Source organism: Bradyrhizobium sp. 139 (assembly GCF_023074175.1).
Taxonomy (GTDB): Bacteria; Pseudomonadota; Alphaproteobacteria; order Rhizobiales; family Xanthobacteraceae; genus Bradyrhizobium.
Genome location: NZ_JADPKS010000152.1, coordinates 53,963 through 66,883, shown reverse-complemented (window position 1 = coordinate 66,883; position 12,921 = coordinate 53,963). Strand labels below are relative to the sequence as shown.

At 60.7% G+C, this 12,921-nt stretch carries 10 protein-coding genes and 1 pseudogene; 5 read left to right on the top strand and 6 right to left on the bottom strand.

Annotation, left to right across the window (positions count from 1 at the left end):
• Positions 1–77: 77 nt before the first annotated feature.
• A complete protein-coding gene (gene hemN / locus IVA80_RS32660; RefSeq protein ID WP_247439063.1) occupies positions 78–1,412 on the bottom strand; it encodes an oxygen-independent coproporphyrinogen III oxidase in 1,335 nt (444 codons plus the stop codon).
• A 1,142-nt stretch (positions 1,413–2,554) separates the two neighbouring features.
• The gene (locus tag IVA80_RS32655) at positions 2,555–2,881 is read right to left on the bottom strand and encodes a GcrA family cell cycle regulator (protein ID WP_247302457.1); all 327 of its coding nucleotides are present in this window, start codon (positions 2,879–2,881) and stop codon (positions 2,555–2,557) included.
• A gap of 561 nt (positions 2,882–3,442) precedes the next feature.
• Between IVA80_RS32655 and IVA80_RS32650 the strand changes: the two genes are divergently transcribed.
• Positions 3,443–4,681: a cytochrome P450 gene (locus tag IVA80_RS32650; protein WP_247439061.1), complete on the top strand. Its 1,239-nt coding sequence runs from the start codon at positions 3,443–3,445 to the stop codon at positions 4,679–4,681.
• Between the two features lie 575 nt (positions 4,682–5,256).
• Positions 5,257–5,487 (top strand): hypothetical protein, encoded by a 231-nt coding sequence (locus IVA80_RS32645; protein WP_253075744.1) that lies wholly within the window; start codon positions 5,257–5,259, stop codon positions 5,485–5,487.
• A 723-nt stretch (positions 5,488–6,210) separates the two neighbouring features.
• Here the strand turns inward: IVA80_RS32645 and IVA80_RS32640 are convergent.
• From IVA80_RS32640 to fixL, 4 genes are all read right to left on the bottom strand, one after another.
• Positions 6,211–6,909 (bottom strand): helix-turn-helix domain-containing protein, encoded by a 699-nt coding sequence (locus IVA80_RS32640; RefSeq protein WP_247439057.1) that lies wholly within the window; start codon positions 6,907–6,909, stop codon positions 6,211–6,213.
• A gap of 103 nt (positions 6,910–7,012) precedes the next feature.
• Entirely contained in the window at positions 7,013–7,432 is a 420-nt protein-coding gene (locus IVA80_RS32635) for a response regulator (protein ID WP_247439056.1), read from the bottom strand.
• 44 nt (positions 7,433–7,476) lie between these two features.
• A complete protein-coding gene (gene fixJ / locus IVA80_RS32630) occupies positions 7,477–8,094 on the bottom strand; it encodes a response regulator FixJ (RefSeq protein WP_247439054.1) in 618 nt (205 codons plus the stop codon).
• Positions 8,095–8,097: 3 nt separating this feature from the next.
• Positions 8,098–9,615, bottom strand: a complete 1,518-nt coding sequence (gene fixL, locus IVA80_RS32625; RefSeq protein WP_247439053.1) for a sensor protein FixL — start codon at positions 9,613–9,615, stop codon at positions 8,098–8,100.
• A gap of 188 nt (positions 9,616–9,803) precedes the next feature.
• Here fixL and IVA80_RS32620 point away from each other — a divergent pair.
• The 3 genes and pseudogenes from IVA80_RS32620 to ccoN all read left to right on the top strand — a co-directional run bounded on the left by IVA80_RS32620 (position 9,804) and on the right by ccoN (position 12,918).
• Positions 9,804–10,635 (top strand): annotated as a pseudogene (locus tag IVA80_RS32620) (universal stress protein).
• A gap of 37 nt (positions 10,636–10,672) precedes the next feature.
• A complete protein-coding gene (locus IVA80_RS32615) occupies positions 10,673–11,098 on the top strand; it encodes a CBS domain-containing protein (protein WP_247439051.1) in 426 nt (141 codons plus the stop codon).
• Between the two features lie 170 nt (positions 11,099–11,268).
• Complete coding sequence (ccoN, locus tag IVA80_RS32610; RefSeq protein ID WP_247439049.1) at positions 11,269–12,918, top strand: cytochrome-c oxidase, cbb3-type subunit I; 1,650 nt, start codon at positions 11,269–11,271, stop codon at positions 12,916–12,918.
• The last annotated feature ends 3 nt before the right edge of the window (positions 12,919–12,921 follow it).

Below are 12,921 nucleotides of genomic sequence, written 5' to 3'. Positions count from 1 at the left end.
GCGAAAATCGTTACCCGGGCTTCTGGGCGCGTAACGGAAGGTAATGCATTCATACGATCAGCGCTCCTTGGCTGGTCTTAACAGAGCGGCGCGCCAAGATAAGCATCGAATGCGGCGGCCACAGCGCGAGTTAGAAAACGATGCTCCTGCCTCACGCGGATGAATCCCTTTTCCACCTCCACGATCCCATCCTCGGCGAGCATTGCCAAGCGTTCGGGTGAACCGAGGAACGGGACCGGGTCAAATCCATGAGCAATGCAAATTGCCGGCACGTCGACCTCGAAATCGCACATCAGCCGCTCGATGATTGCGGCCCGGACGCGGTCTTCGAGGCTGAGACAGTAGCCCTTTGACGTCGCCAGACGGCCGGCTTTGATTTGGCCGCTGTAAGAACCCGCTGCAACTTCATTCTGGACGTAACCATCGCCAAGTCGGCCGATGGCCGACGGGCCGAAACCGATGACTTTATGGCAGGTGTCGGCCGAGTAACCCAGTGAGTTCCGCCGCAGGCGACCGGCTTTCTGCGCCAGCGCGAGCTCATCGTCCGGCAAGGCGAAATGGTCGAGTCCGATTTGGCGGTAGCCCGCAGCAATCAGTGTATTGGCCATTGCCGCGGCCTGTTCTGCACGGGCAGGGCTGTCTGGCAGCGCTGCCTCGTCGATCAGGCGCTGATTCTTCTTAAAGGAAGGAACGTGCGCGTAGCCGAATACCGCAAGCCGGTCTGGTCGCATGGCCACCGCCGTAGTCGCGGTCTGAACGCAGGACTGCACCGTCTGATTTGGCAGACCGTAGATGAGGTCGAAGTTGATGCGCATTACTCCATGCTGCCGCAGCGTTTCGACAGCGCGCTCTGTTTGTGCCTCACTCTGAACGCGGTTAATGGCCTTTTGAACAATTGGATCGAAGCTCTGGACGCCCAGGCTCGCGCGGTTCACGCCGGCAGCCGCTAACGCTTCGGATGTGGCGAGCGTGAACGTGCGCGGGTCGATCTCAACAGCGATGGCGGCCGTTTTCGAAACCGCAAAGCGGCGGCGCAGAAGTTCCATCAGTGCCCCGAACTGCGCGGGCTCGATGAGGGTCGGCGTTCCACCGCCGAAGTGCACGTCGCTCACAGGCAGCCGTTGCGGCACCTGCGCCGCGACCAACTCGATCTCCTTACGAAGAACCGCAAAATATTCTAGGATGGGTGAATCCCGGCGAGTGATGCTTCGAGCGAAGCCGCAATACCAGCAAATCGATCGACAGAACGGAACGTGGAAATAGAGCGACACGGACTCATTAACCGGCAGGCGCTGCAGCCATTTCTCAGAGGCTTCGGCGCCGACCACCGTGGAGAACTGGGCTACAGTTGGATAGATGGTGTACCAAGGAAGGCGAGCATCGCAATACTTTTCCAGGACCGAGGTCTGCAACGATTGTTATCCTATGTTTACGAAGTTTGTGGTCGCAAGCGAAGTCTTTTGCATTCCTTTTTGCCGATAGTAATCCGGAATGTCGCTAGACAATTGGAAGCTTGCGTGACGGCCGATCTGCTGACGAAACGCGGTGTGGGATAGCAAGCCGTTCCTCTCGAAGACAGAGAACAACCGCTGCAGGCGAGATACTCGAATCAACACGGCCACGGCGGGGCCCCAGATTCAACTCCGCTTCGCTAATCTCCGACGTTCGCCAACGAGACATCCACCGGGGCCGTTGACGCTGCTAGAGCTCGAACTGCTCCACGACCTGACTCGTGCGAGGTTCATCGATCAAAATTGATACGTCGCCTCGCAATCTTCATCAACTGACAAGGTTTGGTAGTTGACTTCTGCCTGGCGTATTCCCCATCCACCCAGGGATCCTGCGCCGGCTCGGGGACATCCCGGTACGTAGTCGAACTTCACCAATGCGAGGATCGTCGGTGTCGCGCGGCGCCACGGCTGTTGGCGTGAGTGTGTTCTCGAGTTGGTATGGAAAAAGTAATGAGCCGGGTAGGCGAGCGAGAAGTGATCGATGCAATTGAACAGCCGTTTCAGACTTGCCACCGGTTTTGCACAGATCGTCAAGGCACCTATGGTGGGTGGTGGTCGTCTTCGTGTGTCTGGGCACTGCAGGAGTCTATTTTTGACCGACGTCAGACAATATCTCGAGAGCTCGGCGGTCCGTGAAGTTGCTCCAAGGCTGAGCTTGTCACCGACGCCGGGGCGGTACCTGTCGGAGGTTCCATCGGGACAGGCTCACGGTCAAGCGGCTTCACCCGAGCTCGTGTACTTCGTCGGGCACGGCGTGTGCAGAAACTTCCAAACACCGGCGCAAACCAGGACGTCGGGCGCTTCCCCGAAGACGCATAGCCGAAAACGAGGCTCAAGAACCAGAACGCATTCTTCTTCTAATTCAGTGCATCCAGCCTCTTGAGATTGGATGACTTGACCTACGATCGAGCCTCCGCCGCGAACATTCTACTCGACGCCACTGTTCGTGCCATAGCCACAAAGCGCGCAAGCCAACAAGCCAATCGTCCGGATGGACCAAAGTACGGCGCATAGCCCGGGAGATCGCGGCGCGCCTGATAGTACTACGCGGTATTCCTGACTGCCTCAGCTAGCATCGCGTAAAGCTGCCGCTTGCTCATTTCCTGAGGCTGGCTATCTAGCGCCTTTTGCGACAGCTTCTTTCCGACGCAATCGCGACCAGCCGCCATCGCCGTCGGCCCTCGCTTCGGGGCGGGTCTAATCTTGGGTTTTGCTGTTGGTGGCTTGTGACCTCGAGTGAGGCCCAACCGAGCTAGCCTGCCGCAAACTGCGTTGCGACTGCACTCGAGATGACGCGCGATCTGCGCGGCACTCTGTCCCGCGGCCCAGAGCTTTTCCAGCTGTGCCAATTCTCTTTTATTCCAGCGCATGGACGATACTTTAGTGCCAGTTGTGACGTCAGGTTAGTTTACTCTTCGTCCGGCTCGCGCACGATCGCCGTTTTGGTCTCCTGTTCATTCATTCTACGAAAGCCCGCATCGCGAGTGAAGGAAAAACGAGTGTCCTTGGCACACCGCGCTCTCTTCTTAGTCCCTACCGTGATTAGGGTCCCATCTGCTCGCGCAATATAAGTAGTCGAGTGGCAACCGGGCGTGCCGCTGGGTGCCATCGCGGCGAGTGCTTGCGTCCTGATGTTGACTACCACAAAAGCGAGTTCGCGCGCCTCCCCAATCTTGATAGGGGAGCTGCGCTCGCCTTTCCTCTATTCTTTATCGACGGGGGCCGAACCAAGTTCCCAAGTAACATCGGCCGTAAGATAATTTCAGAGTTCTGACGATCGTGCGAGCTCTCGCGAAGCCGAGCCATGGACATGCGTCACACATTGTTACTGTAGGGCCCAGCTCGTTGTGTTTCGACCGAGCTTCCATGCGAGTGCAAATAGCGCATGAGCCGAGCTTTCAAAATTGCACGCCAATGTCCGCGAGACAATCATGACAGCCTTATCGGCAGAGAACGCTTGCGAGGAGGCTGACATCCCGCTGAGCCGCCTTGATGTAAGCGAGCCCAAGCGCTTTGAAGATGATACCGTTTGGCCTTGTTTCGAGCGGCTGCGAAGGGAAGATCCCGTCCATTATTGCGAAGACAGCCCGTACGGTCCATATTGGTCGATAACAAAATACCGCGACATCGTAGCCGTGGATTCAAATCACACAATATTCTCGTCAGAGCGAAGCGTCACAATTGTGGACCCGCCGCAGAAGTATTGGACTCCCAGTTTTATTAAGATGAGTCCTCCTGTCCATTCTCAGCAGCGTAAGACTGTCAGTCCGATCGCGGCATCGGAGAACCTGGCGAAGCTTGAAGGCTTGATCCGCTCGCGGGTTCAGAAGATCTTGGACGGTTTGCCGCGCAATGATACCTTCAACTGGGTCGATAGAGTCTCCATCGAGTTGACGACCCAAATGCTGGCCACGCTGTTCGACTTTCCGTTTCAAGATCGACGGCTGCTGACCTACTGGTCGGACGTAGCCGCCTTGAGTCCACAAATGGGCCACCAGATCGACAGCTGGGAAAAGCGAAAGGCGGTGCTGTCCGAGTGCTTGGACTATTTCACACGGCTTTGGAGCGAACGGGCAAAATCCGAGCCGCGCGCTGACCTAATCTCTATGATGGCGCATTCACCGGCGACCCGAAACATGGAGCCATGCGAGTTCCTGGGCAACCTCATTCTGCTGATTGTTGGAGGTAACGATACTACGCGCAACTCAATTACCGGTGGCGTCTTGTTCATGAGTCAAAATCCGTCCCAACTGCGAAAACTCCGCGATGATGCTTCGCTAGTGCCCGGGGCGGTATCCGAGATTATACGATACCAAACGCCTATCGCGCATATGCGCCGGACCGCTGTGGACGATTTCAGGATAGGGCACAAGCAAATCAGGCGAGGCGATAAAGTTGTGATGTGGTACATCTCTGGCAACCGAGACGACGAGGTTATTGCTAGCCCCAACAGCTTCATCATCGATCGAGAACATGTACGGCAACATCTCTCTTTTGGCTTTGGGATTCATCGTTGCGTGGGTAGGCATCTTGCAGAGCTGCAGCTGAAGATCCTGTGGCAGGAGATGCTGAAGCGATCTCTGGAGGTAAAGGTGGTCGGCGAACCGGAGCGAGTTCAATCCAATTTTGTGCACGGTTATTCCGCACTGCCGGTGCAGATTCCAGGTTAGTCTCGGTTGCGAGCGACATTCAACACTGGTCATATCGTGCAGAACCAGTTAGGACCTCGTGGAGACCAGTTGTCTCGGTAAGTTCACCGGGGTTGCCTTGCGGGCTTCTGGGTGTTTTGACGATTGCCGGCAGGGCCACAGCGTCGCTATCCCGCCGAAGACCTTGGCCGGGCGGATGCGATATTCATCGCGCTACCCCCTGGTACCACCTCCGACGGCCTCGCTTTCTGTGTCCTGGTTGTGCTCCGCCGAGCGGCCCTCTCGCCTTGTTCTGGGCGAAACGCTCGCTCGCGTTCACCTTTGGAGGGATGGTGAACGGATCGGCTCTCTCCGAGAAGCCCCAAGTGGCGGACCGATCCGTAATGGCTTTGTTTCCATGGGCGACCGCCTGCCGGAACTTTCCGCCCCGGTCGCTTGGCTTCAAAAAGCGCGTCCCACCCGACAGTTCTGTCATGCGATATCCCCTCGACTTGCCCGAGCCGGCAAGGCCTTTTTGGCGGTAGGCTGATCGCGCTTAAGCGGCGTGAGCGGCGCTCTGAGGCTGTTCGATTGCCCAGATTGACGACCGGGTGCTGATGGAGGCTTGCCGTGAGGCCGCGTCGTGGAACCGACTCTTGAGGATCGCCGTCAACGTCTCGGCCGCGCAATTCCGCAGGGAGAACCTCGATGCGCAAGTCCGAAAGGCGCTGGGCGAAAGCGGGCTGTCGCTGGCCGGCCTCGAGCTCGAGATCACCGAAGGCGTGCTGATCGAGGATGTCTTGCGCGCGAAGAAGACGATGCAATCGCCAAGAGCCTCGGCATCCTGATCGCGCTGGACGACTTCGGGACCGGGTATTCCTCGTTGTCCTACCATCGAGGCCTTCCCTCTCGACTGGATCAAGATCTATCGGGCATTCGTTGGCTCGCTTGGACAGAACGAGCGATCGTTGGCCATCGTTCGCGCTGTCATCGGCTCGCTCAGGGTCTTGGCGTGCCGGTGCTTGCTGAAGGGATCGAAACGAAGGTCCAAATGTCGCTCCTTGTCCAGGGGGGCTCTTATGAGATGCAAGGCTACTTGATCGGACGCCCGTAGCGTCTTGCGGCGGAAAGTCGGTCCAAGCCGAGGGTCCCATCTCTCGTCCAGTCGGCCTCATAGGGGAGATTGCGGCGGGCTCGACAAAGCTGTCTTCAGGATTCGGCATTGAAGGACCCGGACTGAGATCCAGACCAGCGTCACTGGTGCGAGAGCTGCCAGCAGGCCCAGTACCTCGAAAATCAGGATGATCTAGAGGACGTCAACATCAAGCGCCGCATTCGCCTGCGCGCACCGTAACGTCAGCCCGGCTGCTAGGCCACAACCTGATGGGAGAGGTCGAACCGGTTTGGTCGTTTGGGGCTTCAACTCCGCCGCAGCAGTTGGCACACGTTTTGGCAACTCTGATCCTCTTGGCCGGAAACGCAGCCCGCGGCTTGATTGCGGCGAGAAAGGCCCGCCGAAATGCGTTCGGCGGGCCAAGTCGGAGAGGAGAAACGCGGCCGGGTGAAAGCGATCAGGCATCGAGATTGTGCAGGCGCTGGCGGTTGCGCAGTACGATCTGGCGGGCGCCGGAGAAGCCGAGTATGCGCTTTGCGTGAAGCTGCGAGAGCGCGCGCGACACGGTCTCGAGCGTGAGGCCGAGATAGTCGCCGATATCGCGCCGACACATCGGCAGTGCCATCATGCCGGCGACGGCGAGGCGACGATCCATTTCGAGCAGGAAGGTTGCAACACGCTCCATCGCCGTCTTGCGCCCCAGCAGCAACATGTGATCCTCGGCGTGACGCAGCTCGCCCGCCGTCATGACCCAGAGCTTGCGCGCGACCTGTACGTCGGTGCTGGCGGACCTTTCGAGGCTGGCTCGCTCCACGAGGCGTACGCTGGTGGCGATAATCGCTTCGGCCGCAAGGCGATGCGTCTGGCCGGGTTCGAGGCCGAACACGTCACCGGGAAGATGGAACGCGCCGATCTGACGGCGGCCGTCGGAGAGCAGCTTGTAGCTGCGCACCGCGCCGGAGACGACCTGATAGACATATTCGGCGGGCTCGTCCTCGCCATAGATCTCCTCGTCCTTGCGATAGGAGAACTCGGTGGCAACGAGGCCGGCATGTCCGGCGATCGCGCCGAACTGTTCGGAAACGGAGCGCGCGGGAGCGATCTTACCGCCGATTTGGGTCTTAATCGCCTGGGTCTTGAGCGTCTGGGTCAGCATCTGCGCCATCTCCGTTGTGATGGTGCATTGGTACGCGGGATCGCGCGATCCGGAAATTTCGAGCGATATCTTAAGGAGGTTTACCTACGGAGAATCCCGTAGGTCAGGGGCCGCGCCTGTCCTGGATGGCGTGGCGGATGCATTTCGCCAGGTTTTCATCGAGGAGCGGCTTCAAAATCACGTCCTTGATCCCTGCCGCCGCTGCCTTTACCGAGATATTTCCGTCGGGATAGCCGGTGATCAGGATCACGGGCCTGTCGGCGTCGGATTGGCGCAGCCGCCAGGCCAACTCGATGCCATTGATGTCAGGCATCTTGTAGTCGATCACGTAGCAGTCCGCGCCGGGCGGGGTCGTCGCATTGAGCAGCGCCGGAGCGCTCCTGAAGGTCCGCACGGCAAAGCCCTCGGTTTCCAGCAGGAAGCGCAGGGATCCCAGCACAGCGGCATCGTCGTCGACCACGTAGACGGTGGGCTTTGCCGATGCGCCTGGGGGCCGCTGATGGGGCGAGCCGATCTCGATCATGCCTGCGTGGCTACCACAGGCCCGCACAAGTGCCTTGACCTGCCTCAATCCTTCAGCATGCCGGCGCGCATCGCCAGCCGGACCAGTTCCGAGAGGCTGTTGGCCTGCATCTTGGTCATCACATTGGCCCGGTAGACCTCGATCGTGCGCGGGCTGATGTCGTATTCGCGGGCGATCAGCTTATTGGAGAGACCTGCGATCAGCCCCTCCAGGATCTGGTGCTCGCGCGGGCTCAACGAGGCCACACGGGCGGCCATATCCTGCGCGATAGCCTCGTTCTTGGCGACCGGTTCGGCCCGGCGGATCGCGGCCTCGATCATGGTGACGAGGCGGTCGTCGTCGAACGGCTTTTCCAGGAAGTCGACCGCACCAAGCTTCATCGCTTCGACTGCGAGCGGCACGTCGCCGTGACCGGTCATGATCACGATCGGGAACGGACTGTGCTGCGCCTTCATGCACTTGAGAAGCTCGATTCCGTCAACGCCCGGCATGCGGATGTCCGAGACTACGCAGCCGAAGGCGAGGCCGGGCAGGGCACCGAGGAAGCCTTGCGCATTGTCGAATAGGGTGACGCCGAAGCCGCAGGAATCCAGCAGGAAGTTCAGCGAGTCCCGCATCGCCTCGTCGTCGTCGATGACGTAGACATGTCCCTTGGTTGTCATGAATCAGTTCTCGTCGGCTGCCGGGAGGGTGAAGCGGAATGTTGCGCCACCCGATGCGTTGCTCTCGGCCCACATGCGGCCGCCGTGAGCCTCGATGATGGAGCGGCTGATGGACAGTCCCACGCCCATGCCGGTCTCCTTGGTGGTGAAGAAGGTCTGAAACAGGTTTGAAATGACGTCGCCCTGGAAGCCGGACCCGCTGTCGGACACCTCCACTTCGATCACATCATCGGCGATGCGGCTGTTGGCAATAACGAGCTCGCGCCGCGGCGACTGCGCCATCGCTTCCAGCGCATTGCGAAACAGATTTACCAGGACTTGCTGGATCTGCACCCGGTCGGCGAGGACGAGATCGGCGTCCGGATCGAGATTGAAGCGGAGCTGCACGTTCTGCTCGCGGGCGCCGGCAAGCCCAAGCGCGCCGGCTTCCTCGATCAGTTTGGACAGGCTCTCTACCCGCTTCTCGGACTCGCCGCGAGACACGAAGTCGCGTAAGCGCCGGATGATCTGGCCGGCGCGCAACGCCTGTTCGGCGGCGCGGTCCAGCGCGCTTTCGATCTTCCGTGTGTTCGGATCGCTGCTGCCGGCGAGCAGCCGTCGCGAGCCCTTCATATAATTGCTGATCGCCGCCAGCGGCTGGTTGAGCTCGTGGGCGAGCGCAGAGGCCATCTCGCCCATCGCGGTCAGCCGCGAGACATGGACGAGCTCGGACTGCAATTCCTGGAGCCGCGCCTGGGTCTGTTGATGCTCGGTGAGGTCGCGGATGAATCCGGTGAAATAAGGCTCGGCGCCCGACTGCATCTCGCCGATCGCCAGATGCATCGGAAAGGTGGTTCCGTCGCGGCGCTTGCCTGTCACGATACGCCCGATGCCGATGATATGCGGATCTCCGGTGGTGCGGTAGCGCGCGATGTAGCCGTCGTGGCGGGTGCAGTCGGGCTCAGGCATCAGGATGCTGACGTTCTGGCCGATGGCCTCCTGCTCGGGCCAGCCGAACAGGCGCTCGGCCGCCGTGCTGAAGAGCTGGATGATGCCGTGGCCGTCGATGACGATCATTGCATCGGGAATGGTCTGGAGGATCGACTGGAGGTGAGTCTCGCGGGTGCGCAGTGCCTCCTCAACCTGTTTCTCCTCGTTGACGTCGAGAAAGATGCCGCTGAGATGGCGGGCGGCACCGGCGTCGTCCCGGATGAGACCTGCCCGGGCGCGAATCCAGCGCCCCAGGCCTGAGGCATTGGCAACTCTGAAGGATACGTCGAAGCCGCCGCCGTGGTCGACGACATGCTCGATCGCGCTCTCCAGGCGCGCGCGGTCCGCGGGACCGAGGCGCGAGAGAAGGAGTTCATAGCTCGCCGGTTGATTCCGTTCGATGCCGAGCAGCATTCTCGCGGTTTCCGACCACTCCAGCTCGCGCGTCCTGAGATCGAGATCCCAGGTGCCGACGCCAAAGCCTTCGATCCGGACGCCGAAATGCTCGCCGCGAGCGTCCTCTGGCGGATGCGTTACGCGGCTCAGCGACAAGCTATTGCTCCCATTCTCCCGCGGCGGGGTCCCGTGGCGGCAATTTCGCCCAAGGCCGGACCGGAGGCAAGTTCGGATGTCTGATCGGCGGATTTCTCCCAACTGGGCGCCGAAAATTGATCTACCTCATCCTGCCTTGCGTCGGCGCGGCTAGATTTCCACAGCAACGTACTGCCCGGAGGCTCCCGATGACATATGCGACCGTGGTGGTCAGCCTGGCGCTCGATCAGCCCAACGAGGCACGTCTTCAGGTCGCGGGCGAACTCGCCGAGCGGTTCGAGGCGACCATTGTCGGCGTTGCCGCTGCGCAGTTCGCTCCGCCGCTCTATTTCGCAGATGGCGCCGAGGCCCTAGGGCTGATCGATCGGGAGCAGGCTTCCGTCAGAAACGCCTTGCCGAGCTGGAGGCGCAATTCCGCGCCGCGACGAAGGCGCGCGGCGGACACTCGTAATGGCGCAGCGCCCTGGATTTTCCCAGGCGGTTTGTCCTGGCGCAGGTGCGGTGCGCCGACATCGTCGTCAGCGGCGGATATAGCTCGCTTTCTCCGATGCCTTTTCGCTTGCAAGCCCGAAGGATCTGGTAATGCAGGCTGGCCGGCCGCTCCTGATGGTAACCGACGGAGTCAACTGGCTCGATCTGCGTAGCGTGCTCATAGTCTGGAAGGACACGCCCGAGGCACGGCGGGCGGTTGTCGATGCATTGCCGAGGCTGCGCAACGCGAAGGACATAACCATCATCGAGCTTCCGGAAGACGCTGGCGACGGCTCGGCCGCGATGGGGCGCGTCACGGACGTTGCCGCATGGCTCGCTCGCCACGGCCTCGCTGCGATCGCGCGCATCCCGGAAGCCGCGAGAAACCAAACCGCCGCCGCGCAATTAGAGAAGATCGCCTATAACATCGGCGCCGGCTTGATCGTCGCCGGCGCCTACGGTCATTCGCGCTTCCGCGAGCTGATCCTCGGCGGCGCCACGCATCATCTGATGACGCAATCGGCCCGCTGCGTGTTGCTGTCGCACTGACGGCCGGCGAACCCAGACCAATCGAGGAGGACGCGCCGTGTGCAAGTCTCTTGAACAGACCGTCGGCGGCTACATGACACGCAACGTACGGACGGCTCAGTGCGATCTCGACCTGCTCGAACTCAGCGAGATGTTCGAGCGCGACGATTTCAACTCCTATCCAGTCGAGGATGACGGGCAGGTGGTCGGCATCGTCACCAAATTCGACATCCTGAAGTGTTTCGCCTTCACGCCGAGCCAGATGCTGCCGCGCTATCCCGACCTGATGAGCCGCAAGATCGGCGACGTCATGACGCCCGAGTTCATCTATGTCAGCCCCGACACAAGGCTGACGCGCGTGCTCCAGATCATGGTCGAGCATCGCATCAGGAGCATCATCGTGCTCGACGGCGCACAGAAGCTGGTCGGCATCATCGCCCGCGAGGACGTCATCGCGGCGCTCAAGGCCACCGCGCGGGACTGATCCCGCGATTTCAAGCTCCGTGATTTTCCGGAGGCAATGCAAGGAATTGATACTACTCCCTGATCCGCATCGGTCTCACATCAACGGAAATCCAGCTAGCTTGATTTCAATCAATTCCCCGCGAGGGCGGATGTGGTTTCTGGCGGCGTGTTCTTTCAGAGAGAATCCGCATGAGCCAGCCCGCCCTCTCCAAATCCATGACGTCAGGTGAAAGCGGCCTGGCTGTCGTGTTCGCAGTCACCGCCTTCTTCTGCTTAATCGCCTCGGCCAAGGCGCTCGACGCGCCCTTCGCCTTCCACGCTGGGCTCAGCGCGGCCGCGAGCCTGGCCGCGGTGTTCTGCATCATCAACCGGTACTTCGATCGCGCGGCGGCGCTGCCGCCGGCCGAGATCAACGGCCGCCCCAACTACAACATGGGCCCGATCAAGTTTTCCTCCTTCATGGCGATGTTCTGGGGCATCGCGGGCTTCCTCGTCGGCCTGATCATCGCCTCGCAACTGGCCTGGCCGGCGCTGAACTTCGATCTGCCCTGGACCAGCTTCGGCCGTCTGCGTCCTCTGCACACCTCGGCGGTGATCTTCGCCTTTGGCGGCAACGTGCTGATCGCCACGTCCTTCTACGTCGTCCAGAAGAGCTGCCGCGTGCGCCTGGCCGGCGACCTCGCGCCCTGGTTCGTCGTCGTCGGCTACAATTTCTTCATCCTGATCGCCGGCACCGGCTATCTGCTCGGCGTCACCCAGTCGAAGGAATATGCCGAGCCGGAATGGTACGCCGATCTCTGGCTGACGATCGTGTGGGTAGCCTATCTGCTCGTCTTCCTCGCCACCATCATCAAGCGCAAGGAACCGCACATCTTCGTCGCAAACTGGTTCTATCTCGCCTTCATCGTGACGATCGCGGTCCTGCATCTCGGCAACAATCCGGCCCTCCCGGTCTCGGTGTTCGGCTCAAAATCCTACGTCGCCTGGGGCGGCATCCAGGACGCCATGTTCCAGTGGTGGTACGGCCATAACGCGGTCGGCTTCTTCCTGACCGCCGGCTTCCTCGCCATCATGTACTACTTCATCCCCAAGCGTGCCGAGCGGCCGATCTATTCCTATCGGCTGTCGATCATCCATTTCTGGGCGCTGATCTTCCTCTACATCTGGGCCGGTCCCCATCATCTGCACTATACGGCGCTGCCGGACTGGACGCAGACGCTCGGCATGACCTTCTCGATCATGCTGTGGATGCCCTCCTGGGGCGGCATGATCAACGGCCTGATGACGCTGTCGGGCGCCTGGGACAAGCTGCGCACCGATCCCGTGCTGCGCATGCTCGTCGTCTCCGTCGCCTTCTACGGCATGTCGACCTTCGAAGGCCCGATGATGTCGATCAAGGTGGTCAACTCGCTCAGCCACTACACCGACTGGACCATCGGTCACGTGCATTCCGGCGCGCTCGGCTGGGTCGGCTTCGTCTCCTTCGGCGCGCTCTACTGCCTGGTGCCGTGGGTCTGGAATCGCAAGGGGCTCTACAGCCTGAAGCTCGTCAACTGGCACTTCTGGATCGCAACCCTCGGCATCGTTCTCTACATCTCGGCGATGTGGGTGTCCGGCATCCTCCAGGGCCTGATGTGGCGCGCCTACACCTCGCTCGGCTTCCTCGAATATTCCTTCATTGAGACGGTCGAGGCGATGCATCCCTTCTACATCATCCGCGCCGCCGGCGGCGCCCTGTTCCTGATCGGCGCGCTGATCATGGCCTATAATCTCTGGATGACGGTTCGCGTCGGCGAAGCGGAAGTCCAGAGGCCCGTCGCTCTTCAGCCGGCGGAATGAGGA

Coding starts and splice junctions, on each gene's coding strand:
- IVA80_RS32635 (WP_247439056.1), bottom strand. CDS start 7,432: ATGATCGAGATCGGCTCGCCCCATCAGCGGCCCCCAGGCGCATCGGCA.
- IVA80_RS32655 (WP_247302457.1), bottom strand. CDS start 2,881: ATGCGCTGGAATAAAAGAGAATTGGCACAGCTGGAAAAGCTCTGGGCC.
- IVA80_RS32640 (WP_247439057.1), bottom strand. CDS start 6,909: ATGCTGACCCAGACGCTCAAGACCCAGGCGATTAAGACCCAAATCGGC.
- ccoN (WP_247439049.1), top strand. CDS start 11,269: ATGAGCCAGCCCGCCCTCTCCAAATCCATGACGTCAGGTGAAAGCGGC.
- fixJ (WP_247439054.1), bottom strand. CDS start 8,094: ATGACAACCAAGGGACATGTCTACGTCATCGACGACGACGAGGCGATG.
- IVA80_RS32645 (WP_253075744.1), top strand. CDS start 5,257: ATGGAGGCTTGCCGTGAGGCCGCGTCGTGGAACCGACTCTTGAGGATC.
- IVA80_RS32650 (WP_247439061.1), top strand. CDS start 3,443: ATGACAGCCTTATCGGCAGAGAACGCTTGCGAGGAGGCTGACATCCCG.